At 47.2% G+C, this 24,649-nt stretch carries 21 protein-coding genes; 16 read left to right on the plus strand and 5 right to left on the minus strand.

What is annotated here, in order from left to right:
• Positions 1-4 precede the first annotated feature (4 nt).
• Both GO493_RS16035 and GO493_RS16040 read left to right on the plus strand, forming a co-directional pair.
• On the plus strand, positions 5-1,606 hold the full coding sequence (locus GO493_RS16035; RefSeq protein ID WP_157307218.1) for a RagB/SusD family nutrient uptake outer membrane protein: 1,602 nt from the start codon (positions 5-7) through the stop codon (positions 1,604-1,606).
• Between the two features lie 59 nt (positions 1,607-1,665).
• On the plus strand, positions 1,666-3,666 hold the full coding sequence (locus GO493_RS16040) for a glycoside hydrolase family 127 protein (protein ID WP_157307219.1): 2,001 nt from the start codon (positions 1,666-1,668) through the stop codon (positions 3,664-3,666).
• Between the two features lie 233 nt (positions 3,667-3,899).
• Here GO493_RS16040 and GO493_RS16045 read toward each other — a convergent pair whose 3' ends face one another.
• Positions 3,900-4,919 (minus strand): quinone-dependent dihydroorotate dehydrogenase, encoded by a 1,020-nt coding sequence (locus GO493_RS16045; protein ID WP_157307220.1) that lies wholly within the window; start codon positions 4,917-4,919, stop codon positions 3,900-3,902.
• Positions 4,920-5,083: 164 nt separating this feature from the next.
• Here GO493_RS16045 and GO493_RS16050 point away from each other — a divergent pair, with 164 nt between their 5' ends.
• Both GO493_RS16050 and GO493_RS16055 read left to right on the plus strand, forming a co-directional pair.
• A complete protein-coding gene (locus tag GO493_RS16050; protein WP_157307221.1) occupies positions 5,084-7,708 on the plus strand; it encodes a TonB-dependent receptor in 2,625 nt (874 codons plus the stop codon).
• A 4-nt stretch (positions 7,709-7,712) separates the two neighbouring features.
• A complete protein-coding gene (locus tag GO493_RS16055; protein ID WP_157307222.1) occupies positions 7,713-8,579 on the plus strand; it encodes a DUF4249 domain-containing protein in 867 nt (288 codons plus the stop codon).
• Positions 8,580-8,582: 3 nt separating this feature from the next.
• Here GO493_RS16055 and GO493_RS16060 read toward each other — a convergent pair whose 3' ends face one another.
• Entirely contained in the window at positions 8,583-8,834 is a 252-nt protein-coding gene (locus GO493_RS16060) for a hypothetical protein (protein WP_157307223.1), read from the minus strand.
• 543 nt (positions 8,835-9,377) lie between these two features.
• Here GO493_RS16060 and GO493_RS16065 point away from each other — a divergent pair.
• The 4 genes from GO493_RS16065 to GO493_RS16080 are packed head-to-tail and all read left to right on the plus strand — an operon-like array spanning position 9,378 to position 13,163.
• Entirely contained in the window at positions 9,378-10,220 is an 843-nt protein-coding gene (locus tag GO493_RS16065) for a heme/hemin ABC transporter substrate-binding protein (protein ID WP_157307224.1), read from the plus strand.
• Between the two features lies 1 nt (position 10,221).
• A complete protein-coding gene (locus GO493_RS16070; RefSeq protein ID WP_157307225.1) occupies positions 10,222-11,280 on the plus strand; it encodes a FecCD family ABC transporter permease in 1,059 nt (352 codons plus the stop codon).
• On the plus strand, positions 11,277-12,125 hold the full coding sequence (locus tag GO493_RS16075; protein WP_157307226.1) for a heme ABC transporter ATP-binding protein: 849 nt from the start codon (positions 11,277-11,279) through the stop codon (positions 12,123-12,125). The genes GO493_RS16070 and GO493_RS16075 overlap by 4 nt, the downstream gene beginning before the upstream one ends.
• A gap of 3 nt (positions 12,126-12,128) precedes the next feature.
• Positions 12,129-13,163: a hemin-degrading factor gene (locus GO493_RS16080; RefSeq protein WP_157307227.1), complete on the plus strand. Its 1,035-nt coding sequence runs from the start codon at positions 12,129-12,131 to the stop codon at positions 13,161-13,163.
• A 108-nt stretch (positions 13,164-13,271) separates the two neighbouring features.
• On the opposite strand, the gene GO493_RS16085 is transcribed toward GO493_RS16080, so the two are convergent.
• The 3 genes from GO493_RS16085 to GO493_RS16095 all read right to left on the minus strand — a co-directional run bounded on the left by GO493_RS16085 (position 13,272) and on the right by GO493_RS16095 (position 18,344).
• Positions 13,272-16,397: a lantibiotic dehydratase gene (locus tag GO493_RS16085; protein WP_157307228.1), complete on the minus strand. Its 3,126-nt coding sequence runs from the start codon at positions 16,395-16,397 to the stop codon at positions 13,272-13,274.
• An 87-nt stretch (positions 16,398-16,484) separates the two neighbouring features.
• A complete protein-coding gene (locus tag GO493_RS16090; RefSeq protein WP_157307229.1) occupies positions 16,485-17,219 on the minus strand; it encodes a LytR/AlgR family response regulator transcription factor in 735 nt (244 codons plus the stop codon).
• Between the two features lie 3 nt (positions 17,220-17,222).
• Complete coding sequence (locus tag GO493_RS16095) at positions 17,223-18,344, minus strand: sensor histidine kinase (RefSeq protein WP_157307230.1); 1,122 nt, start codon at positions 18,342-18,344, stop codon at positions 17,223-17,225.
• 190 nt (positions 18,345-18,534) lie between these two features.
• Between GO493_RS16095 and GO493_RS16100 the strand changes: the two genes are divergently transcribed.
• The 8 genes from GO493_RS16100 (at position 18,535) to GO493_RS16130 (ending at position 24,648) form a co-directional block, all read left to right on the plus strand.
• Positions 18,535-18,690 (plus strand): hypothetical protein, encoded by a 156-nt coding sequence (locus GO493_RS16100; RefSeq protein ID WP_157307231.1) that lies wholly within the window; start codon positions 18,535-18,537, stop codon positions 18,688-18,690.
• A 13-nt stretch (positions 18,691-18,703) separates the two neighbouring features.
• Complete coding sequence (locus GO493_RS16105) at positions 18,704-19,876, plus strand: lanthionine synthetase LanC family protein (RefSeq protein ID WP_157307232.1); 1,173 nt, start codon at positions 18,704-18,706, stop codon at positions 19,874-19,876.
• Positions 19,877-19,969: 93 nt separating this feature from the next.
• Complete coding sequence (locus GO493_RS16110) at positions 19,970-20,107, plus strand: hypothetical protein (protein ID WP_157307233.1); 138 nt, start codon at positions 19,970-19,972, stop codon at positions 20,105-20,107.
• 94 nt (positions 20,108-20,201) lie between these two features.
• A complete protein-coding gene (locus tag GO493_RS16115) occupies positions 20,202-20,378 on the plus strand; it encodes a hypothetical protein (RefSeq protein WP_157307234.1) in 177 nt (58 codons plus the stop codon).
• Positions 20,379-20,431: 53 nt separating this feature from the next.
• Complete coding sequence (locus GO493_RS31260) at positions 20,432-20,554, plus strand: hypothetical protein (protein WP_262885967.1); 123 nt, start codon at positions 20,432-20,434, stop codon at positions 20,552-20,554.
• A 114-nt stretch (positions 20,555-20,668) separates the two neighbouring features.
• The gene (locus tag GO493_RS16120; protein WP_157307235.1) at positions 20,669-21,889 is read left to right on the plus strand and encodes a site-2 protease family protein; all 1,221 of its coding nucleotides are present in this window, start codon (positions 20,669-20,671) and stop codon (positions 21,887-21,889) included.
• A gap of 4 nt (positions 21,890-21,893) precedes the next feature.
• A complete protein-coding gene (locus GO493_RS16125; RefSeq protein ID WP_157307236.1) occupies positions 21,894-23,483 on the plus strand; it encodes an HAL/PAL/TAL family ammonia-lyase in 1,590 nt (529 codons plus the stop codon).
• 31 nt (positions 23,484-23,514) lie between these two features.
• Positions 23,515-24,648 (plus strand): beta-ketoacyl synthase N-terminal-like domain-containing protein, encoded by a 1,134-nt coding sequence (locus tag GO493_RS16130; protein ID WP_157307237.1) that lies wholly within the window; start codon positions 23,515-23,517, stop codon positions 24,646-24,648.
• Position 24,649 lies beyond the last annotated feature (1 nt).

Here is a 24,649-nt window from a genome sequence, read left to right on the forward strand (position 1 = left end):
CGTTATGAAAAAAATATTAGTGTTACTGTTGCTGTTATCAGCCTGTACAAAACTTAAGGATACAAGTTATGACGAGATACTCGGTGATCAGTTTGTGCCTACGGAACAGGACCTGGATGCATTGGTAGGTGCAGCTTACGTGAACTGGAGAATAGTACTGAACGATTGGGATGGCTATTTCCGTGCACAGGAAGCATCTACAGATGAAGTAGTGATCCCCGCACGCCCTAACGGCTGGGTAGATGGAGGTATATACCGCCGCCTGCATGAACATAAATGGACGGCGGATGATGGCACCATTGTGAATACATGGGCACGCACTTATGCCGGCATCACCAACTGTAACCGGGTGATCTACCAGATAGAATCCGGCACTGTACCTGTTACCAGCGGTAAAGAAGCTATACTGGCAGAGCTGCGTGTACTGAGAGCGTCTTATTATTATGTGCTGTGCGATATGTATGGCAATGTGCCTATCGTTACTGACTTTAAGGTGCCGGATGGTTACCTGCCGGAGCAGAACACACGTAAACAGGTATACGATTTTATTGTAAAAGAGATTAAAGACAACCTGCCTTTGCTGAGCGCCAAAAACGATAAGAGCACTTATGGCAAATTCAACCAGTGGGCTGCACATGCGCTGCTGGCTAAAATGTACCTGAATGCAGAGGTATATAGCGGTACTTCCGCCTGGACAGAGTGCATTGCCGAATGTGACGCTATCATCAATTCCGGCGCCGGTTTTATACTGGAGCCTACCCAGCGTAATGTGTTTGTAACAGATAATGAGAATTCCAAAGAGATCATCTTTGCGTTGCCTTTTGATGAAACCTATGTAACAAACTGGAACGCATTTGATATTCACATGGAAACATTGCAGCCTGCCAGCCAGGCTACATATAACCTGAAGTCTACTCCCTGGGGCGGCATCTGTGCCATCCCTCAGTTCATCAGTACTTTTGATACGCAGGATGACCGTTACCGGGACAACTGGATAAAAGGACAGCAGTACAGCGCTGCCGGCGAACCGCTGGCATGTACAATGGGTGCATACACTGATAAACCACTGGCGTTTATCAACGAAGTACCGGGCATTGATCAGTCCGAAGAGATACATGGTTTCCGCCTGGGAAAATTTGAGATCAAGCAGCGGGCATCTGTACAGTTAAGCAATGACTGGCCTTTGTTCCGTTATGCAGATGTCCTGATGATGAAGGCAGAATGCCTGTTAAGGAACGGAGACGCTGATGCCGCGGCAGTGGAAGTAACCAAAGTAAGGGCCCGCAGTTTCTCTCAGAATCCTGCTAAGGCAACTGTAACAGGTGCAGATCTGCTGAAAGGAAGCGTGTATGATTATGGCCTTAGAAATCACCTCGCCACAACAAATGAAGGAGGCGCTGACATCCCGTATGGACGTTTCCTGGATGAGCTGGGATGGGAATTTAACCAGGAAGGGAGGCGCCGCCAGGACCTGATCAGGTTTAAGGTATTTACAAAGAAATCGTGGTTCTCACATACACCTAATGGCGATTACAGGAATTTATACCCTATTCCCCGGGTAGAGCGGAATAAGAACCCTAATCTTCAGCAGAATGATGGATATTAGATAGTGTTTTGGCCTGGCGGCCGGAGGGCGGCCAGGCTGATTATAAAAAGATAAAAGAAATGAAGAAGAGCTTGTTATCTCTGGTATTGTTCTATGCAATACCCATGTATGCCCAGCAGGCAGATTACCCTGTACGGCCGGTAGATTTTACAGCGGTAAAGCTGGCAGACCATTTCTGGCTGCCCCGCATACAGGTGAATCATACTGTCACCATACCTGCCTCCTTTGCCCGTTGTGAAAGCACTGGCAGGGTGAAGAATTTTGACATGGCGGCAGCTAAGGAAGGAAAGTTCTGTACAACATTCCCCTTTGATGATACGGACATTTACAAGACCATAGAAGGTGCTTCCTATTCTATGGCCGTAACGCCAGATAAAAAGCTGGACAAATACGTGGATTCACTGATCACAATAGTGGGTAAGGCACAGGAACCGGATGGCTATCTTTATACAGCAAGAACAATAGATCCTGCCCACCCGCATGCCTGGTCAGGACCGGAACGCTGGGTGAAAGAGCATGACGGCAGCCATGAACTATATAATTCCGGGCACATGTTTGAAGCTGCCAGCGCTCACTTCCTGGCTACAGGTAAAAGGAATTTTCTGGATATAGCGCTGAAGAACGCTGACCTGCTGGTAGCTACCTTTGGCCCTGGTAAGATGGGCGTGGCGCCAGGACATGAAGTAGTGGAAATGGGACTGGTCCGCTTATACCGCATCACCGGAAAAAAAGAATACCTCTCTCTTGCACGGTTCTTCATTGATGAAAGAGGAAAGCGTAAGTATAGTGCTAAAAGTAAAAGTCCGTGGGAGAATGGTAAGTACTGGCAGGACCAGGTGCCTGTAGTACAGGCAAGTGAGGCTGTAGGGCATGCAGTACGCGCTATGTATCTCTATGCTGCAATGGCAGATATAGCTGCACTTGATGGGGATACCGCCTATCTGCATGCAATAGACAGGATATGGGATAATATGACAGGCAAAAAGATCTATGTACAGGGGGGGATAGGCGCTATTCCTGATGGGGAAAGGTTTGGTGAGAACTACGAACTGCCCAATGCAACGGCTTATAATGAGACCTGCGCCGCTATCGGTAATGCTTTCTGGAACCAGCGTATGTTCCAGCTGCATGGCGATGCAAAGTATGTGGATATGCTGGAGAAGATACTCTACAATGGCCTGATAAGCGGTGTGGGACTGGACGGTAAGTCTTTCTTCTATACAAATGCCATGCAGGTAAGGAAAGGATGTACGCATCACAGCCTGGAAGCTGCACGCTCCGGCTGGTTTGAATGTTCCTGCTGTCCTACCAATATGGCGAGATTCCTTCCTTCTTTACCGGGATATATGTATGCACAGAAAGGGAAGTCCGTATATGTGAACCTGTTTATCAGCAGTACAGCTTCTTTGCAGGTAGAGAAACAGAAAGTGCAGATAGTTCAGTCAAATAATTATCCCTGGAACGGAGATCTGTCATTTGCTATTCAGCCGGAGAAAACGGCAGATTTTGAATTAAGGATCAGGATCCCGGGATGGGCGCAGGGTAAGGCCATACCGGGTCGCTTATATGCCTTCAGGGACAGTGTTGCATCTCCGGTAGTGATCAAAGTAAATGGTACTCCCGTGCAGTATGTAACAGAGCAGGGATATGCCGTGATCAAAAGAACATGGAAGAAGAAAGATGTAGTGGAAGTACAGCTGCCTATGCAGGTGAAGGAAGTTATAGCAGATAACAGGCTGACAGATGATATTGGCAGAATAGCTATACAGCGTGGGCCATTGATCTATTGCGCAGAATGGAAGGATAATGAAGGTCGTACCAGCAACCTGTTCCTGCCGGCAGGATTTAAACCGGAAATGAAACCGGAGCTGCTGAATGGTGTGATGGTGCTGAAAGGTACAGGGAAGAGAGTAGATGTGAATGAGCAACAACAGGAAATAAGAACAACTGCTGCAGAAGTGACATTGATCCCTTATTATGCCTGGGCCAACAGGGGAGAAGGGGAGATGAATGTGTGGTTTCCACAGCAGGTAAAGGATATAGATCTTTTAACTAAATAAAAGAGATTCATTAAGCCGTGTGCAGAAACACAAACTAAAACTCAGTTTCTGGCCGTGCGCAGCACAGAAAAAACTTCGAACTACGCTTGGAAAAGCAAACTGCATACAGCCTAAGCTAAAATTAAGTTTCTGCCGTGCGCAGCACAAAAAAAGCTGCGCAGCGCCCCCCACAAAAAAACGCTTTCACCTGCGGTGAAAGCGTTTTTTTGTGCTACGCTATAAACAACTAAAATTTATTTCAACCCCTTACATATCTTTTTAACTATAGTAGGCCCTTCATAAATAAACCCTGTATATATCTGTACCAGTGAAGCCCCTGCATCCAGTTTCTCCTGCGCATCTTCAGCAGTAAAGATCCCACCAACAGCTATAATAGGAATACTCCCCCCACTGCTTTTATGAATATAACGTATCACTTCAGTAGCCCTTTCTCTCACCGGCAACCCACTTAACCCCCCCGCGCCAATAGCAGCTATTTCACTGTCAGGCGTTGCAAGATTCTCCCTGCTGATAGTAGTATTGGTAGCAACCAGTCCTGCCAGTTTCGTTTCCCTTACAATTTCAATAATATCATCCAGCTGACTGTCTGTCAGATCCGGCGCTATTTTCAACAGTATAGGCTTGGATTTGATTTTCAGGTTATTCAGCGTTTGCAGATGATGGAGCAATTGTTTCAGCGGCTCTTTCTCCTGCAAGGCACGCAGATTCGGAGTATTGGGAGAGCTGACATTCACTACAAAGTAATCTACAACATCAAAAAGCGCATGAAAGCACTTCTCATAGTCACTGATAGCATCTTCATTAGGTGTGATCTTGTTTTTACCAATGTTACCACCAATAATAATATCTGAAGAGCGTTTATGCAGCCTTTTGGCAGCAGCTACAGCACCTCCGTTGTTAAAACCCATACGGTTTATCAGTGCCTTATCAGCAGGCAGTCGGAAAAGGCGGGGCTGATCATTGCCCGGCTGAGCCACAGGCGTGACAGTACCTATTTCCACAAATCCAAACCCCAGGCAAGCCAGGGCATCGGTATACCTGGCGTCTTTGTCAAATCCTGCGGCAAGACCTACGGGATTTTTGAAGGTTAATCCCCATAATTGTCTTTCCAACCCGGTTGCCGGCTGACAAAAAGAACGGATCAGTTTTTTCCCCAACGGGAGGCCATGCAATATCTGCAGGCCCTTCATTACCTGGTGGTGAATGGTTTCCGGCTCAAAGCGGAATAATATTTTCTTGATAAGATTGTACATGCGGGCACAAAGATAATAATTAGTCAACAGTGGCAAGATGATTTAGATTACCCACACTACTAAGTATATCCTGTTTAATATTATATATTTACGCCCTGAATAATACCCAATATTTCGCCTGACCGGCAATTTTGTATTGAAAGCATGATAATTTATAAAACAATATGTCATTAGGAAAAATACTGCTGGGAGTACTGTTTATATGTCTTCCTGGTCAGGTGTTTGGATGGGACTGGCGCACGAAGGTGACAGTAGTATTAAAAGACAGGCCATTAGAGGAAGTTTGCGGGCTACTGGAGAAGGAATATGGGATACGCTTTTCCTATAGCCGGAATATAGTTGACCTGTCCCGCAGAATAACTGTCAACATTCATAATAAACCATTAAAAAAGGCCCTGGAAGAAATTTTTGACCCTTACAATATCCGTTTTGCCCGCATAGGAGAACAAATAGTACTCACAGAAATAAAACATCCTGTGTATACAGTAAGCGGGTATGTACAGGACATACGTACCGGCGAAAAGCTGATAGGCGCCACTATCTATTCTCCCAGGCAGGAAGCGGGAACCATTACCAATCAATATGGCTTTTTTAGTCTTACACTGGCCCGGGACACCAGCAGCCTGTGGGTATCCTATATCGGTTATGTACCCCAGCGGCTGGCGGTGAAAGGAGTGGGAAAATCGCAGGTCTCAGTGGTGCTGACGCCAAAGAACAGTTTACCGGAAATAGTGGTGACAGACAGCGTATATGCCAGGAGCCAGACCAACCTGCTTACCGGCAGGATGAGCGTATCTCCGGCAGACGTAAAATCCATGCCCCGGTTACTGGGTGAGGCAGATGTGATGCGCGCTATTGTAGCTCTCCCCGGAGTATCAGGCGGAATAGATGGAGGTGGCGCGCTGAATGTGAGAGGCGGAAGCCCTGATCAGAACCTGGTGTTGCTGGATGGTACCCCTGTATTCAGCGCTTCACACCTGTTCGGGATTTTTTCCGTATTCAACCCTGATATTGTAAAGGACGCAGCATTTTATAAAGGCGCCTTCCCCGCCAGGTATGGAGGACGTTTATCTTCTGTTGTGGATATATCCCTGAAAGACGGAGATATGAAGCAATATCATGGAGAGGCGGCTATAGGGCTGATAGCGGCAAAGGCTATGGTAGAAGGGCCCATAAAAAAAGACAAAACTTCTTTTGTTGTATCCGGAAGACGTTCCTATACAGACCTGCTGGAAGACAATCTGTTCAACTCAACCTCAGAGAATGGCGATGAGAACCGGGCATACGTATATTTCTATGATGCCAATCTGAAGGTGAATCATATCTTTTCTGAAAGGGACAGGATCCATTTCAGCGTTTATACCGGACAGGATAAGCTGGTGCTGAACAGGGCATCAGGCGTCAGTCAGCAGGATACTGTTTATGAAACAACAAAAACAAGGTTCAGCTGGGGGAATTATACCGGTACATTACGATGGAACCATGTATTCAATCCTAAATTATTTGCCAATACTACAGGTAACTACTCTCAATATTATTTCTATACAGACTATTCCTACAATTATAAGCCGGTCAGTCGTGAAGATACCATAAAGCTCTTTGGTAAGTATTACTCACGGATGCAGGACGCGGTGATCAGGATGGACCTGGAATACCGGCCTGGTCCTAACCATACATTTAAATTCGGAGGCGGGGCTATTACTCATATTTTTACCCCGGGAGTATCCCGGTTTGAAGACAAGGGATCGGGGGAAAAAACTGTGGATACCAGTTATGGGGCAGGATCTACAGTGGGAGGGGAAGTATTGCTGTATGCAGAAGATGAGTGGAAAGTACTGCCATCATTACAGATGAATATAGGATTGCATACTTCCGGCTTCCTGGTGCAACGTACCTTTTACGGAACCCTGCAACCCCGGCTTGGAGCCATTTACCGCCTGCCAAAGAACTGGTCGCTGAAGGCCTCATACACACATATGACGCAGTATCTCCACCTGCTTACCAGTGGGGGTATCGATTCTCCCACTGACCTCTGGGTGCCTTCCACAGGTAAGGTGCGGCCTATGTATTCCAGGCAGGCATCAGCAGGTGTCTTTAAAACAACAAATAACAGGATGTATACTTTCTCCCTGGAATCTTATTATAAGATCATGGACCACGTGATAGAGTACAAGGAGTATACACCGTTCATTAATACATCGCCAGGTAACTGGGATGATAAAGTAGTGTCCGGGCGGGGACGGAGCTATGGAGGAGAGATCATGCTGGAAAAGAAAAAGGGTACTACCCGCGGATGGATAGGATATACGCTTTCATGGTCTGAACGCAGATTTCCCGGAGTGAACGGAGGCACATATTTCCCATATAAATATGACCGCCGTCACGACCTGGAGCTGGTGCTGAACCAACGGCTGGGCAAACACTGGGACCTCTCCGCCAGCTGGGAATATACCTCCGGGCTACCGCTGACGCTGCCAACAGGCAGCTATGAAGGTGTGGGAGATGGTTCTCCTTATGACTTCCCGGATAACGTACCCATACTGGACTGGATGGGCAAAAGGAACCAGTACCGCACCCAATCCATGCACCGGCTCGATATCAGCGCTACTTACAGCAAAAAGAAAAAGTGGTGGGTGAAAAGCTGGACTTTCAGCCTGTACAATGCTTATAATCAACATAATCCATTCTTCTTCGTAATTGTTACGGACAGGAAAAAACAGGAACGCTACCTCTCAGAGATAAGTATCCTGCCTATTCTTCCCAGTGTAACTTACTCAGTAAAATTTTAAGCAGATGCGCTATTCTATCATTTACATTATATTACTGTCGGGCTTACTTGCAGCCTGTCAGAAAGAATCCAGGATCCCCATTCCATATGACGGCGATAAGATCGTGCTGAACAGTTTTATCCAGCCGGATAGCCTGATCTATATACGGGTTACCAAAAGCAAACCGGTAAAAGAATATGGTAACCTGCAGTTTCCTGCGCTGGAAAATGCCGAAGTGGAAATATTGGAAGACGGAACACGCCTGCCGGTATACTGGAAAGTGATCAATGGCCGCGGGTATTATGTAACCAATGCAGTAGCAAAGGAAGGAAAGAAATATACATTGAATGTTGCTGATAGCGGGCTGACCAGTGTAAGTGCAGAAGATAGTACGCCCGGTAAACCTGCAATCAAAAACGGAAGTGCACAGAAGAACACAAACAGGGTGAGATTTACACTGACAGACGATGTTGCAAAAACGAACTATTACCGTATCCGTATGTATAATGCTGAAATGGTGGGAGGGGTGATGGTGCCCAATAAGAAAGACACTGTCAAATTCAGGCTGGACCCTTCACTCAATAACAGTTTCATCGATATTATCGGAGACACCTATTACAGCGAGGTAATGATCAATGATGAAAGAGTGAATGGAAAAGAGGTGTTATTTGTATTGCAAACCAGCAAACGGGTATCGTCAGACTATATGATGGTAGAAGTCAACAGCCTGAATGCGGGCGGTTATAAGTACCTGCAGGCTACTTATGAGCAGCGGCTGGGAGGTTCAATAGACCTGTCTCTGGATGCAAGCAGCATTTTTTCCAATGTGGGGAACGGGTATGGTATTGTTGCGGGAATTAACACCAGCTGGCTGGCTTTCGCAGTACAATAGCAGTTATCTTTCGATCTGGTATTTGAGGATGATATCGTTCAACCTGCACGAAAGCTTCACACATTCCGAAATAATTGTGTTATCAAGTTCGGTATAACCTGCAGATTCAAGGTGATATATCTGCGGATAGACTGATGCCAGAAGGCTTTTAGCGGATGATATCAGTCCATCCTGGAGATTCACAAGCTGTTGTTGTTCCTGCATCGCACTCTGGTAGTATGGCGATAGTGGATTCAGTATTTCATCCCAATCCATATGGGTAGTGTTTTTTCCGGTGATAGGTAATGTATAATAAACAACCTCAGAAACTATTTGGTTTAACCTCCATATTTCTTTTTGCGTAAAGATTGTCATAAAATTTTCCCGATTCGATTAGTTGGTTACATTTCTATGACATAGCTTTGCATTACTCAATTACTCCGCCGCATACCTGTCAGTACCACGCTGGTATATCCTTATATCAAAATGGCTGGTAGAGAATAATTTTTAATTCATCACGGTAAACTATTACACACCCGGAATATCATGAGGTTCCGATACAGGATTTGTTGTGCCTGTACAGGATCTGATGATAGAACGGAAAGGGAGGCTATGCCTTATCTGAACTGAAATATCTGATCATATCCTGAAGGATATGCGGGATTACAGGACAGTTGTAACCTTAACATCATTATTATAAAGAAACTTGCCGGAGCATGGCGGAGTAAAGTGCTCGCGGTGAGCGATGGTTGGCCCAAACCCCGGGTAGGGTCAACCATTATTTTTCATATCATTTTTCAATTTTCATCTTTCATCATCATGAACTTTACAGGGATACGCAGGGCGATCTTATTCTTTGCTGTTGCCTTATTGCTGGTAATGAACGCCAGTGCACAGCAGGCAGCAAAACGTATTGTATCGCTGAACGGCGCCATTACAGAAATTGTATGCGCGCTGGGTTTTGAAAAAGCAATTGCAGGAGTGGACGTAACCAGCACATATCCTGCATCTATGAACCAGGTGCCTAAAGTTGGGCACAACCGTAATATTTCTGCAGAACCGGTACTGGCATTACAACCAGACCTGATCCTGGCAACAGACAATTTTATACAGCCATCAGTGATAGAACAGTTTAAAGCTGTAGGTGTGAAAACAGTACAGGTTAAACAGGAGTTTTCCATTGACGGTACCAAAAAGCTCATTACGGCAATAGCAGCCGCGCTGAATGTGCCAGCAAAAGGCGCTGAGCTTTGCAAACAGCTGGATAAAGAGAAACAATCACTGCAGGTAAAACAGCAATCTAAAAAAGTGTTATTCATTTATGCACGGGGAGCAGGCACTATGATGGTAGCCGGTAAGGAAACACCGTTAGACAAGATCATTACCCTGGCCGGTGCACAGAATGCGGCCGGTAGTTTCAATGACTTCAAACCACTCACGCCGGAAGCACTGGTAACAGCAAACCCCGATGTGATCCTGATGTTTGAAGATGGCCTGAAAAGTATGGGTGGCATAGACGGACTGCTGAAAGTGCAGGGCATCCCCCAGACAACCGCAGGTAAGCAAAAGAAAGTGATTGTGATGGACGGACAGCTGCTGACGGGCTTTGGCCCTCGTGTGGTGCAGGCAGTGAAGGAACTTTCCGGGAAGCTTAATTCCTGATATGAACATAAAAAGATTTAAACACACCGGCAGCATTACCTTCCTTGGAATACTGCTGGTGCTGATGATAATAATAGCTACAGGCACGGGAGCTATGCATATCTCCCCCATTCAGGTAGTGGCCATATTGCTGAAACGCATAGGGATACAGCTGCCTGTAAGCTATGAAGCCAACATGGAAGGGGTATTGTGGATGATCCGTTTACCCAGGGTAGTGCTCAGTGTCCTGATAGGAGCAGGCCTGGGTGTGGCAGGAGCCGCATTGCAGGGGTTGTTCCGCAACCCGCTGGCAGATCCCGGGCTGATAGGTATCAGCTCAGGGGCCTCCATGGCGGCTGTCGTAATGATCATAGTCCAGCATGCACTACCTGTATTCAGCGGTTTCCCGGCATTTAATTTCTATGCCCTGAACATAGCTGCCTTTGCAGGAGCCCTGCTAACTACCCTGTTCATCTTCCGTATTGCCCGCAATGGCGGACAGGCAGTCATCTCTACCATGTTGCTGGCCGGTATAGCAGTGAGGGCATTATGTGAATCAGTAACAGGATTAATGACCTATCTGGCCAGCAATGAACAACTGAGAAGTATCACGTTCTGGTCGCTCGGCAGCCTGGGAGGCGCCAGCTGGCAAACCGTGCTGGGTATCACACCTTTTATTGTCATCCCGCTGATCTTTTTGCCACGCCTGGCGCCTGCATTGAACCTGCTGGCATTAGGAGAAAGAGAGGCCATGCACAGCGGCGTGAAAGTACCGCAGCTGAAAGCTATACTGGTGGTCCTTGCCACTATGGCCGTGGCATCGGGAGTAGCTGTAGCAGGTGTTATCGGGTTCATAGGGTTGATAGTACCACATATAGTCAGGCAGTTTACAGGGCCGGACTACAGGATACTCATACCCGGTGCTGCCCTGTCAGGCGCAGTATTGCTTACTGTAGCAGATCTTTTGTGCCGGACCATCGTTGCTCCGGCAGAACTGCCGGTAGGTATTATCACCGCCATTATCGGAGCGCCATTCTTCCTTTGGCTGATCATTAAAGAGAAACGGACAATACTTGCATGATGTTGAGTGTAAAAGATATATCGCTGCAGTTAGGAAAGACAACTATCCTGGACAAGGTGCACTTTAATGCACAGGCCGGAGAACTGTGCGTGATCATGGGCGCAAACGGCGCCGGCAAATCCACATTGCTGAAAGTAATAGCCGGAGAATATCCGCATTATACCGGCAACGTAGCAATAAAAGACAGGGAACTACGCAGCATGCCTGTAAAGGAACAGGCCGCTGTAAGGGCCGTGCTTTCACAACAGATAATGCTTACTCAGCCGTTCTCCGTAGAGGAAGTAGTGGGTATGGGACGGTTTGTGTACGGATCAGGTCTTTCTTCTTCAGATAAAGAGATAGTCAGCTATGCGCTGAAAGTAATGCAGGTACAGCATCTGAGAGAAAGAGCGTATACCACGCTTTCCGGCGGACAGAAACAACGGGTGCAGATGGCGCGCGTACTGGCACAGTTGCTGGAAACGCCTGACCTGCATACCGCTGATTATACAGGCAGGAAAATGCTGCTGCTGGATGAACCGGTAACGGGAATGGATATACTGCATCAGCAGTTATCATTGCAGCTGGCGGCTACGCTGGCTTCCCGGGGAGTGCTTGTCGTGGCTGTCCTGCACGACTTTCAACTGGCTGCTGCTTACGCCAGCCGCATACTGTTGCTGAAGAACGGCACCATGTATGCACAGGGAACAGTGGAAGAAATGTTAACTCCCCGGCATATTAAAGACTGCTTTGGTGTGGATGTAAATGTACTTGAACATCCGCACTACAATTACCCGCTGGTGGTTACCGCCGCTGCCGCCGGTTTATTTCAATCACCTGCCCCAAAGGCAATAAACGTATCGTAAAACATGAACACAACTGCAACACAGACATTGAGGGAGCAATGGATAGCTTTCCGTGAACAGAACCCAAAGGTAAGGATAAGGGATGCGGCACAACAGCTGCATGTGAGTGAAGGCGGATTGGTGGCAGCCTGCTCCGGCGAAGCTGTAAAACACCTTCGCCCTGATTTTCCTGCCCTCATGCAGCGTATGCCGGAACTGGGAAAAGTTATGGTGCTGACCCGCAATGAACATTGTGTAATAGAACGTAAAGGCGTATTTGAAACAGTAGACACAGCTAACAAACATGTAGGTACCGTATTAGGCAAAGATATAGATCTGCGGATGTTCTTCTCCCGCTGGAAATATGGTTTCATTGTATCTGATGATGTAACAACAGGGTTTAAAAGGTCCTGGCAGATCTTCGACGCACAGGGGAATGCCATTATCAAGATCTATGCTACTGACCATACCAACCTGGTTGCATGGGAGCAACTGGCGCAGGACTTCCTGGCGACAGAGCAACCACTCGCCATCCCTGTAGCACCAGCGCCTGCTGTACCGGTGTATAACGATAAAGATGCAGATACAGCTGCCTTCCTGGAAGGATGGGCTGCCTTGCAGGATACACATGATTTCTTTCCCCTGTTGATGAAACATAAGATATCAAGAGTGCGTGCGCTGGAAATTGCAGAAGGCCGGTTTGCACGCAGGGCTAAGGCAGATAGCGTGAAGGCGTTGCTGGAAAAAGCGGCTGCCAGCGGCCTGGAGATTATGGTATTTGTAGGGAATCCCGGAAATATAGAGATACATACCGGAACAGTACAGAAAATAGTAGAGATACCTTCATGGATCAATGTGATGGACCCTGATTTTAATCTGCACCTGAAAACGGATGCTATAGCACAGGTATGGATTGTGGAGAAACCTTCTGCAGATGGGATCATTACATCGCTGGAAGTGTTTGACGCAGCAGGAGAGATGATTGCACAGTTTTTTGGAAAACGAAAACCAGGAAATCCTGAATTAGAAGACTGGAAGGCCCTGGCTGCCGGATTATAAATCCCGTCGTTAAACCTTAACCGGCCGCAGGCCAGTCCCTTTCTCCGGAAAATTTCTTTCGTCGAAGACGAAAGAAATTTTCCGGCCTTTCCGAATCACAAAAGTATACTACACCGTCTCCTTCGGTTTCCTTGCCTGCCATGATTTATAATACTTATTCAGCAACGTATACGCAATCATTTCATACCTTCTCTGTGCTACCGGGAACAACCTGTTAAAGTGCATATGGATCAGGCTTCCCGGCAATGACTGCCTGAGAGAAGGAGACATCCGTTCAACAATACGTTTTACCACCGGAGCCATATGTGCCTGCTTCCATGTTATCAGCTCAATTAATGCCGGGTATGCAGACAGGTCTTCACCCTCTTGCAGCCAGTCCTGCATACGGCTGGTCTGGTTACGGAAGTAACGGTTCAGTATATCTTTCACCGGCCTGTTTGTTTCAAACTCCTTATCAAAGCTTTCCTGCATGATCTGGGAAAATGCGATCTTCTCCGGCAATGTAAATCCGAACATATCCAGCAGCTCATCCGTGTAACGCAGCGCAGACAGTAACAGCACTGTTGCATCCGGCTGTTGCCACTGCCATTGCAGAACACGGCCAATGAACACACTGTCTGAAAAGAAAAGCTGTTCCACATCTGTCATGGTGTGCAGTCCGTAACGTTCTATCTCCCTGTTATAAGTATCTGCCTGTATCTTCCAGATAAACCTCTCCCTGAAAGCTTCTCTTAACTGATCATACAACATCCGTTTTAACTGCCCTGCAAAGGATACATCTTTCAGATGGAAACGGATGCGCAGGTGAGGATGCGGATCTGCATAGCGGATAAAGAACCAGCTATCTGTATACTGTTCTTCCAGCAGTTGTTCTGCCAGTGGCAGCAGCAGTTGGCACAACATATCGTTGGCCTTGCCCGGGTTACAGTATATCTTATAATAAGTCCATTCTGTGCCCGGTGGAAAATCTCTTGTCAGCACAGCGGTGGTATGTACCTGCGGGGCCGCTTTGCCGGCAGCCGTTTCTGGCCCCGCCTGCGCTATGGTAATCAGTTGATGGGCATAGATATTATGCTGCGCATCCTTCACTATTGGCGCCGGATCGGGGCTTTCTTTCAGTATAACGGTTTCCCTGTTCTTTGCCTCAGAGAGGAAGGTATGTATAGTGAGATCATCTTCACGATCTGCCAGTAGTGTCTGATCTGCCTCTGCCAGCAGGAAGAAGCGGGGTATCTTCCATTTTTCACAGAAGAGCTGAAAGGCTCGTATGCGTTCTTCTTCCGGTAGCTGCTGGTAGCCGGCAAACTCTTCTCCGGAAAACTCCCACCTGGCCAGGCTCAGAATGATACGCTTATACTGTACCCGTGGATAGAAATGGACGCCCGGTAAGCGGATGTTCCAGGAAAAGGTAAGCTGCTTTTGCCGGGAGCCGCTTTGCAATTCCCCCAGCAACCGGTATAAGGGCAGCGTCTTGTATTCGTAGTTATGGGCATTGTCAATATAGGGGATGACCGGCTTTTGCAGCTTATGTGAATATAGCTGTAACGTATCCTGCTGAAGGGTAAGATAGAGATCATCTATAGGCAGCTGCTGCTCAGCCGGAGCGGCAGAAAGCGCCAGGTATGGTATCTCATACTGCCGGGTGGCCGGATGCAGCAGTACGTTGCCTATACGGTCTTCCGGCAGGTGAACAATTCCCGCCAGTATACTATCCTGGTGGCTATTTCTTTCAAACTGGTCAATTTCTTTCAGGAGCGCATGCACATCATCATCTTTTCGGGCAAACCTGCCCAGCAGGGAAGTGCCGGTATTGCCGCCGGCACTTTCAATGAATATATGTGCAAGAGGATCTGCCAGCACCTGGAACATGACGGCAAATGTATCAGGCAATGGCTGAGGGACAGGCAGCGCAGCAGCCAGCCGTTGCTGAATATCGCTGTCAGTAAGGGATATTGTATATACGTCGTGTTTATAAGCGTATAATAATTTCTCTGTAAGGAAATCCCTGATAATATCCGGTATGGAAGCCGGCATGCCGCCATGTTGTGAAGAGGAGGAAGAATACTGGTTAAGCTGGTTCAGGCAGGGATCGCCATAGTCAACGTACCCTTCATCATTAGTATTGATAATGCCCGTATGAGGATCTGTTACTTCTGCCAGTGATACCGGCCTGTTCTCATACCTGGCGGCAAATTTTTCCTTGAAGCCCTGCAGCCAGGGAGAGCCTTTGCGGCCGCTGCACAGCACATGTAACGCCTGTATTGCGCCGGCCAGTTCTTCCCTGAGGGCTTGGTCCAGTGTAGCATCGGGCAGAGATACCCTGCTGTCTACCTGGAAAAGCTTATTACGGTCGCACGGAATCCCCATGTTCTCCATTATGGTAGATAATGCTGTTAACCGGGAGATCATATCCTGTCCTTCATCCGCACATAAGCGGGATATTTCTCTCAGCTGCACTGTCATGTTTCCCATATCTGCTGCTTCCACTACGCGCATTATCTGCCGGAGGTAATCACCCGCCGTGATCTGTACGGTGAGGTCAGTAACCAGTACCTGGTTATCTGCCAGCGCCTCCAGGTAGCCGGCCGCTTCATCTTCAGGAACATCTTCTGCCTCACAGATGTATGTGAGCAGTTCTGTGAAAGTGGCGCCATTCCTTTCGCGGCATAACAATAGCAGGTTGTCAAGCAGGGAAGAGGTTTCTACTGCACTGATCTGGTATTTCTTCTGCTGCTCTTCAAAGTAGCATTCATAGTAACGGTACTCGTCTCCCAGCTTATACAGGGATGAATTGGCAAAATAACGGAGGCTCCGGCGTATAGCACTGTCCTGTTGCAGCTGGCTGGCCAGGCTGCACAGGAAATCCATATCCGGCCGCAGACGTTTTTCCCATGTAGCATTGTTGGTAATGATGTCTGTTCTTTCTCCCCATTGCAGCAGCCCAAAGGCAGAAAAAGTGCCAAAGGGCGTGCAGCGGCTGCGCATACGGTTATAGTATTTAACAAGCGTATAGATGAGCTTACTGGTACGTTTCGGGTCTTTATCCACCGTACCCGTCTCCCTTACTTTCAGGCATTCTTCATACAGGACGGAAGATGCTACCCTGATGCTTTCCATGAAAGCATCGTTGTTCAGCAAAGCACGCAGTTCAGGCACTTTGCTGTTAGCGTCCTGCCTGTTGAATGGAAGGGCAGGCAGCCGCAACATAAGCGTAGGAAAAAAGGATAATTTCATTGGAAAACGATTTACACTGCACCGGCAGGTATGGGCGTAGTACCGGTATTACGGATAAAGTGCAGCCTGTCCCCCGCTGCTCCGCGCTCAGATCTTACGTTTATTTCCTATCAGATTTTGCTTCAGTATATTGAGGAAAGCCGTTTTGTATGTGTCGCTCAGTAATATCCCTTCTTTTATATTCTTCAGGAATATCTGGTTGCCATCAATGGATTTTACTTTTTCGATAGCAATGATATAGGATTTGTGTACCCTGATGAACTGATCTTTAGGAAGGGTATCTTCAATGTCTTTCATGTTCAGCAGCGTGATCACCTTCTGCTGGTCTGTATAAATAGCTACATAGTTTTTCAGTCCCTCTATATAGCATATCTCTTTCAGGTCTATTTTCAGGAGTTTGTTCTTCGCATCTGTTTTTACTACGATGAAGTCTCCCTGTTTATCTCCTTTCTTATCATCATCGTCAAAGGCTACCTGGTTCATGGCTTTTTGTACGGCCTTCAGGAAGCGGTCAAAAGATATTGGTTTCAGGAGATAATCCACTACTTCATGTTCAAAGCCTTCCAGCGCGTATTCCCTGAAGGCGGAAGTGATGATGATCCGGGTTTGACGGTTAGTGAGCTTAATGAATTCCAGGCCTGAAAGCTGGGGCATCTGTATGTCTACAAATATGAGATCTGCACTGTTCTGATTAATGTAATGAAGAGCCTCCAGCGGCTTGTCAAAAGATTCCTTCAGGTCAAGGTAAGGCACCTGTGAAATGTATTCTTTCAGCAGGTCAAGTGCGTGCTGCTCATCATCTATGATAATGCAGGTTAGCATGGGCTACAATTTTAAGGTTAAGTCGAGTGCGTAATGTTCTTCAAGGTTATTGATCTGCAGATTGTACCTGGTGGGTCCGTATTCCAGGTCAAGCCGCTTTTTCACATTGGCGAGGCCTATACTTCCACTGATCATGGCGGAAGAAACAGGGATCTTCCTGTTGCTGGTATGAAAGTGCATTGTATCATCATGTATATTGATTTTAATCACAGCGGGATGGTTTGGATCGTTCACTTCCCCGTATTTAAACAGGTTCTCCACAAAGGTGATGAGCAGCATGGGCAGGATGCGCATGTATTTCATGGCAGGGTCCTCATCACATTCAAAGTTGATGTACAGCCGGTCATTAAAACGCAGCTGGTGTATCTCTATCAGGTTGCGGATATGCTGTATCTCTTTCTCCAGGCTGGTCTTGCCATCTTCCGGGTTATGCAGGGCATAACGCATAATGTCTGACAGCAGCATAACGCTGCGGGAAGCTTCTTTAGAGCATTTGAACACCTGTGTATAGATAAAGCTGAGGGTATTAAAGAGGAAATGAGGCTGGATCTGGTAGCGCAGGTAGCTCAGGTTGGACAGCAACACCTCTTTTTCCAGCTGTATGCGTTTCTGAGACTCTTCATTCCTGGCCTGCTCCAGCCGGCGCATGTTCCTTTCTGCGTGTATAGCGTTGATAGCCAGGGTGTAACCATAGCTGATGGATATGAAATAAATGAAGCGGATAAGGCGCAATATCACAAATTCCCGCATGGAAGATATAGCATACATGGTGGCGATGTGAACAGTTGCCATAAAGCGTGTAAGGCCATAATTCAGCACCAGGTACAGCAAGGCCAGGCCAATAGTGGCAAGCACCAGCAGGATATAGCGCTTTTTATAGGCAAACCAGGGTATCAGTATAAAGCTGTTTACATAGAAAATGAACGCATTGAGGCAGAAATAGAGGATTGTAGATACAAGATTCAGTTTGGCAGGGTCCAGCAGGATCACCATGCCATTCTCATACAGGAAATAGAGGGCCCAGATGAGCAAATGGAGGTAAAATATACGTAAACGTCCGTTGGTAGCGGGTATTTGTCCCTTTTCCTGTGCTATGACCGGAGAGGTATTTCCGGGATTTTTCATCAAAAAAGAGGTTTTGTGTACGAATTGGGCTATTTGGTGTAACGGATTTTAGCTTGTTCGGACTTCTTTCGATTTTTGAGTCATCAAAGCACAGATAGCCGGGCACACAGAGAGAGAAGGGAACGAAAGCTAAGAACGGGCAAAAACTTTGATCAAAAACTAATTACAAACTTTAAAATCCCCTTTTTGTATGAAAACTAACATCAACAATGCAAACAGCAGATTACAACTGAAAAAGAAGGTTGTTATAAAAATAATGATAAATGACGTACAAATCAAGGGCGGAAGAAGAAATTCCCCTGAGACCTTACCTACCACCCTTACCGGAATGACCTTCCTGGTATAAGCAAAGAAATCCGATGATAGAATCTGTTTCCATAAGCGATCCACACCTGACCGGCATAATAGAGTCCATAGACAGGCATTTTGAAGACACAAGGCAGTTCACCCTGAGAGACATATCCCTGGCGCTGTTTTACCATCATCTTTCTGTTATCACGGGCCGGAGCAGTTACAGGCAAAAGCAGGACGAAGTATTGGAAGGTGTGCTGCAGTGGCTGGAAATAGCGGATACAGAAGCAATAACGGCCGATAAAGAAGCGCCTTTCTTCCTGAACTGTCTTGCAGACGTGGTGAACAGGATACATAAAGGACAGGGGCCCGCAGGATGGCTGTACGAACGGATAGAACGGTTTAACGGCAGGCTGATGGCCTCCGGGTGGCTGACAAGGGAATGGGCATCGTGGGGATACCTGGACGGATGGACCGGAATGGTCAGTTACTTTCTAGCCCTGCCGGGACATATGACTTCCAGGGTAACCTTCCTGAAAGCCTGGGAAGCCCTCCCGGAACAGTGGATCAAAGCCCGGTTCGGGCAGCCAGGGGCTCCTTTCGGACAAAAAGGGAAAATAGATACAGGACTGGCATTGGGAATTGCAGGAATACTGACAGTACTGGAGAAACTAACAGCCATTACAAGCAGCCAACTGCTGGCGCAACTCCTGGAAGAGAACGTACAGCAGCTGGTAAGATGGAGACAGGAAGTAGACCAGCAGTCAGGACGAAGCGCCATCTTCCCCTACCTTATAGATAATGAGCAGCGGGAAGCCCATTACGATAACCACCTCTGGTGGCGGAATAGTGACCCCGGACATGCCATACTGCTTTACAAGACCGGCCTGCTGCTGGAAAATGAACACTATACCCGCATTGCAACGTTCATAGCCCTGAACACCCTGCTGCGCAGAGAAGAAAAGGATACAGGCGTATACAATGCCAGTATCATGAACGGCGCCGCCGGCGTGGCGGAACTATACCGGAAATTGTTTGAAATGATAGGTAATGAAAGCCTGCTGGAAGGCTACCGGTACTGGATCTCTGAAACTTTACGGCTATTGGATAAAGACCTGGCTGAAGACCGGTTTGCCGGAAAAGAGAAAGAAATCCTGGAAGGACTGGCAGGAGTAGGATTAACGCTGGCATTTCATACCCATAACAAAATGAGCAGCTGGAGCCCGGTATTATTACTGTGATTTATTGTTGGCCAATTATAAATAAAAAGGGGAAGCCGAAAACCTGAAAGAGTAGGCAATCATTTTATCAATCAACATTTAAAAACACAAATCATGGACAAGAAAATCGTAACCGTTGAAGAAGGACTGTCAACCGTAGTTCTGGAAGAAAGACTGGAAACTGTACAGGTTAGCACAACTGCTGCTCCTGAGAGCCTGAGCCTGGATGACGAAAGCGCTGCCGCTGTATAAGCCTTTCATCTCAGCTTAACCCGGCCCGCTTAGGCGACCACAAATTAAACCCTTAAACATCAATTCAATTATTTACCCTTTAAACCAAAATCACATGTCACAGAAAAACGCAAACTACCCGGAAAAAACCGCTAACTACGAAGCTTCTTACCAGGATGGTCTTTCAGCTGTTGTTTTAGAAGAAAGACTGGAAACAGTACAGGTAAGTACAACCGCTGCTCCTGAAAGCTTGAGCCTGGACGTTGAGAAAGCGGCAGTTGAAGCTAACTAATCAGATCATCTTCCCTGCTGACAGGATCTAACCCCGTAAGGTTATCAGAAGGAATGAGAGGTTCAGACACCACACCGCATCTGGCAAGGCATCAATACATGCAACAGACGGTACAACTGAGCACGGTAAAGCTCCAGGACCTGCATCCTCAGCCACTCCAGTCAGCAGCAAAATGAAAAGAACGAGAAGGAATAGCGGGCTGTATAAGACCGTACAGCCCTCCTTTTCCTTCCTTTCTTTTCCCCCCGGTAAAACACTTCACCCCCTTTTTTCACCTTCATTTTTTCACAATGTCTTATCCTGAGTTAACCATGGCCTTCAGGGCAGTGGAATTGCACGCGCTGGAAAATAACAGGTACGCCCTGTATAGTAACGGTAAAGTGCTGTATATAGGTCACATCCTGTATCACATTATCCGGGACCTGCAGAAAGGAGTAAGCCTGTCAGGCATCCGTGAAAATGTACGCGCTCAGTATGGCGCAGAGCTGGAAGAACAGCGCATAGCTACCATACTGAAACAGGATATCCTGGACAAGATCTATGACCAGGACGGAAACGGGACAGGTGCCAGCCAATATATCCGCGGACGTATACGGCTACTGGGAACAGAACAGATAAACCGCTGGGCGCAGACAGGAAAACATTTATTCAGCACATCGCTCATGATACCACTGATGCTGGTAGGTGGTATAGCTACTTTTTCATTCCTGTTCTACCTGATCTTTCATCAATGGTTTGCCGGAGGTACGGTAACCATTAAAGACTCTCTTTATTTCATAGTTGGCAGTTACGCATTTGTGGCAATAGTAGGTGTACTGCATGAAATGGGACATGCCTCGGCAGCCGCCCGCTTCAATATGCCTACAAAGGAAATAGGCCTGGGGTTTTACCTGGTATTCCCTGTATTCTTTGCAGATGTGACGAAGATATGGCTGCTGGACAAAAAGAAACGTGTGATGGTGAACTGCGGAGGCATCTATTTTCAGCTGATCATCAACCTGGTGCTGCTGGCAATATATGCACTGGTACAACATCATTCTCTGTTCAGTATAGTAGTGAAGGCCTTCTTTGTCACCAACACCCTGATGTGCCTGTATGCCACCAACCCATTCCTGCGTAATGACGGGTACTGGCTTTACAGCGACGGGTTCGACCTTCCTAACCTTACAGCCCAGGCGCGGGCTTATCCGAAATACTTCTACCACCGTTACTTACAGGGAGAAGATACCGGAAACAATACGCCCTTTAAAAAAGAAATTCCGCTGTTCGCATACAGCTTACTATACTTCTGCATTATGGCCGCTCTCATGTTTGCATTGACACGGCTCACCATAAAGAACTACCATGATATATCCGGCCTGCTCTATAAACGTCCTGAAGGAGAAATGTTCGAAGTGGTCAGACATTATCTGAAAGTGTTCTTCGCCGCAGGTATCAACCTTTTTTTTCTGTATAATCTTACTACTTCTGTTATAACCCGTACCAAAAAATATTTAAACCAAAATCTATAATAACATGACTACTATAGGAGAAAACAAACTGACAATTGAAGATATATATAATGTCGTATTCAGGGGAAAACCTGTAACCATCAGCGATAAAGCCATGAGCGCCATGTACGGCAGCTATGAGTTCCTGAAAGAGTTTTCCCGCAGCGGCCTTATTTATGGTATCAACACAGGATTTGGCCCTATGGCCCAATACCGCATAGATGCGGAAGACCAGATCAACCTGCAGTATAATCTTATCCGTTCCCACTCTGCAGGATCCGGTAAACCGCTGGATAGCACCTTTGTGAGGTCCCTGATGCTGGCCCGTTTAAGCAACCTGTCCCGTGGTTACTCCGGTGTACATCCCGATGCTGCCAACATTCTCAGCTCAATGATCAATAAGAATATTACTCCCCTGGTGCTGGAGCACGGTGGCGTAGGCGCCAGCGGAGACCTGGTACAGCTGGCTCACCTGGCCCTGTGCCTGATAGGAGAGGGAGAAAGCTTTGTAGATGGAAAAAAGGTGCCCACAAAAGAAGTATTCAGAGATAATAATATCACCCCGCTGAAGATCCATCTGCGTGAAGGACTGGGCCTGATCAACGGCACATCTGCCATGACCGGAATAGGGCTGGTGAACGTACTGAAAGCACGTAACCTGCTCTGCTGGACCGTCTTCACCAGCTGCATCATTGCAGAACTGATAGAAGCCTATACAGATCACTACTCAAAAGAACTGAACAGCGTGAAATGGCATGACGGACAGCAACGCATTGCCGCCATTATGCAACAGCTGCTGAGCGACAGTGCTTCAGTGAAGAAACGTGCTGATCACCTCTATGAAAAAGAAATTGTTGAAAAAGTTATCCAGGAGAAGGTACAGGAATATTATTCTGTGAGATGTGTGCCACAGATACTGGGCCCCATCCTGGATACTATCCTCAACGCAGAGAAAGTGACCATCAACGAGCTGAATTCTGTGAACGATAATCCCGTAATAGATGTAGCCAGCCGTTCTGTGTACCACGGCGGCAACTTCCACGGAGATTATGTGGCGCTTGAAATGGATAAGCTGAAACTGGCCGTGACCAAGCTTTCCATGCTGTGCGAACGGCAGCTGAACTTCCTGATGAACAATAAACTGAACGGCAGGCTCACACCATTTGTGAACCTGGGCGTACTGGGACTGAACCTGGGCATGCAGGGCACCCAGTTCACTGCTACCTCTACCGTGGCAGAGAACCAGTCACTCTCCTCATCAGTATACATCCACAGTATTTCCTGCAATAATGATAACCAGGATATAGTGAGCATGGGCACCAATGCCGCATTGCTTTGCAACAAAGTGATAGAGAATACCTACGAAGTAATAGCCATCCACCTGATCACCATCCTGCAGGCAGTAGATTACCTGGAAGCACAGGACCGTCTCTCCGGCATCACCGGCAAAATGTACAGGAAGCTGAGGCAGATAGTGCCGGTATTTGAAAAGGATGACATCATGTACACCCGTATCAATGAGGTGAAGAACTTCATACAGCAGCTGCGCCTGGACGACCTGTGGTTAGCACAGGAAGAGCATGCAGAAGCTGCCGGTGCAACAGCAACACTTTAACCAGTTTTTATAACGCCTAAAAACCCGGATCATGTCAGTATGCTATGTACATACCACCAATATTGTGAGTAACCTGGGGTTTACTACCGCTGAAAACTTCAAAGCAGTGCTGGAAGGCAGGAGTGGCCTGGACATGCATGCCTTTGATTTTGACACACAGCCATTCTGCACGTCAGTGATAGATGAAACTAAACTGGACGAGGCATTTACAGCAGTAGGGGGAGAGGGAGAGTATACCAAGCTGGGAAAGATGATCTTTCTCTCTGTGGAATCTGTTCGTCATGAACTGGAAACGGACATCTCCTCGCCTGACCTGTTATGGATACTGTGCACTACCAAGGCAGACATCAATGCACTGGCAGATGTGGATACAGAAGACGAAGTATTATATCCGCTGGTCCATAAGATAGAAGACCATTTTTCCCTGTATCACAAACCCATGATCATTTCCAATGCCTGTATTTCCGGTTTACAGGGACTGATAGCCGCACAACGGCTCATCTCTGAAGGTGCCTACAGGTATGTGATCATCACCGGTGCAGATCTGGTATCGACGTTCACCCTTTCCGGCTTCAATGCTTTCAAGGCTACCAGCAATGATTACTGCCGGCCTTTTGACCAGGCAAGGGCAGGGATCAACCTGGGAGAGGCTGCCGCTACTATTGTGCTGGGTAAGGAACCCCCTCTGAGAAAGGGAGATAAGATCAGGCTCACTGCAGGCGCTATCTGTAATGACGCCACTCATATCTCCGCACCTTCAAGAACAGGAGAAGGCCTGTACAACGCCATACAGCAGGTACTGGCAGCCACTGGTGCAGAACAGGACAGCATAGATTTCATTTCTGCCCATGGCACCGCCACCATTTACAATGATGAGATGGAGGCCTGTGCATTCTTCCGCGCAGGACTGGACAATGTGCCGATGCATAGCCTGAAAAGTTACTTCGGGCATACACTGGGCGCCGCCGGCGTACTGGAGTCTGCCATGGCTATGGAAAGTCTGCTGGAGAACACTTTTATTCCTATGAAATGGTTTGAGAACAGCGGGGTTACACATCATATTTCACCTATTCTATATCCGGCTACGCAGCAGATGCAGCGATGCCTTAAAACATCATCCGGTTTCGGCGGTAATAACGCTGTTGTATTATTTGAAAAATGTTAAA

The sequence above is a fragment of the Chitinophaga tropicalis genome (assembly GCF_009758205.1).
Classification (GTDB): domain Bacteria; phylum Bacteroidota; class Bacteroidia; order Chitinophagales; family Chitinophagaceae; genus Chitinophaga; species Chitinophaga tropicalis.

Bases quoted from the DNA above. Each gene is read 5' to 3' on its own strand.
- GO493_RS16115 (WP_157307234.1), top strand. From the start codon at position 20,202: ATGTCACAGAAAAACGCAAACTACCCGGAAAAAACCGCTAACTACGAA.
- GO493_RS16105 (WP_157307232.1), top strand. From the start codon at position 18,704: ATGATAGAATCTGTTTCCATAAGCGATCCACACCTGACCGGCATAATA.
- GO493_RS16055 (WP_157307222.1), top strand. From the start codon at position 7,713: ATGCGCTATTCTATCATTTACATTATATTACTGTCGGGCTTACTTGCA.
- GO493_RS16075 (WP_157307226.1), top strand. From the start codon at position 11,277: ATGATGTTGAGTGTAAAAGATATATCGCTGCAGTTAGGAAAGACAACT.
- GO493_RS31260 (WP_262885967.1), top strand. From the start codon at position 20,432: ATGAGAGGTTCAGACACCACACCGCATCTGGCAAGGCATCAATACATG.
- GO493_RS16110 (WP_157307233.1), top strand. From the start codon at position 19,970: ATGGACAAGAAAATCGTAACCGTTGAAGAAGGACTGTCAACCGTAGTT.
- GO493_RS16095 (WP_157307230.1), bottom strand. From the start codon at position 18,344: ATGAAAAATCCCGGAAATACCTCTCCGGTCATAGCACAGGAAAAGGGA.
- GO493_RS16130 (WP_157307237.1), top strand. From the start codon at position 23,515: ATGTCAGTATGCTATGTACATACCACCAATATTGTGAGTAACCTGGGG.
- GO493_RS16035 (WP_157307218.1), top strand. From the start codon at position 5: ATGAAAAAAATATTAGTGTTACTGTTGCTGTTATCAGCCTGTACAAAA.
- GO493_RS16040 (WP_157307219.1), top strand. From the start codon at position 1,666: ATGAAGAAGAGCTTGTTATCTCTGGTATTGTTCTATGCAATACCCATG.
- GO493_RS16080 (WP_157307227.1), top strand. From the start codon at position 12,129: ATGAACACAACTGCAACACAGACATTGAGGGAGCAATGGATAGCTTTC.
- GO493_RS16065 (WP_157307224.1), top strand. From the start codon at position 9,378: ATGAACTTTACAGGGATACGCAGGGCGATCTTATTCTTTGCTGTTGCC.
- GO493_RS16070 (WP_157307225.1), top strand. From the start codon at position 10,222: ATGAACATAAAAAGATTTAAACACACCGGCAGCATTACCTTCCTTGGA.
- GO493_RS16050 (WP_157307221.1), top strand. From the start codon at position 5,084: ATGTCATTAGGAAAAATACTGCTGGGAGTACTGTTTATATGTCTTCCT.
- GO493_RS16090 (WP_157307229.1), bottom strand. From the start codon at position 17,219: ATGCTAACCTGCATTATCATAGATGATGAGCAGCACGCACTTGACCTG.
- GO493_RS16125 (WP_157307236.1), top strand. From the start codon at position 21,894: ATGACTACTATAGGAGAAAACAAACTGACAATTGAAGATATATATAAT.
- GO493_RS16120 (WP_157307235.1), top strand. From the start codon at position 20,669: ATGTCTTATCCTGAGTTAACCATGGCCTTCAGGGCAGTGGAATTGCAC.
- GO493_RS16045 (WP_157307220.1), bottom strand. From the start codon at position 4,919: ATGTACAATCTTATCAAGAAAATATTATTCCGCTTTGAGCCGGAAACC.
- GO493_RS16060 (WP_157307223.1), bottom strand. From the start codon at position 8,834: ATGGATTGGGATGAAATACTGAATCCACTATCGCCATACTACCAGAGT.
- GO493_RS16085 (WP_157307228.1), bottom strand. From the start codon at position 16,397: ATGAAATTATCCTTTTTTCCTACGCTTATGTTGCGGCTGCCTGCCCTT.
- GO493_RS16100 (WP_157307231.1), top strand. From the start codon at position 18,535: ATGAAAACTAACATCAACAATGCAAACAGCAGATTACAACTGAAAAAG.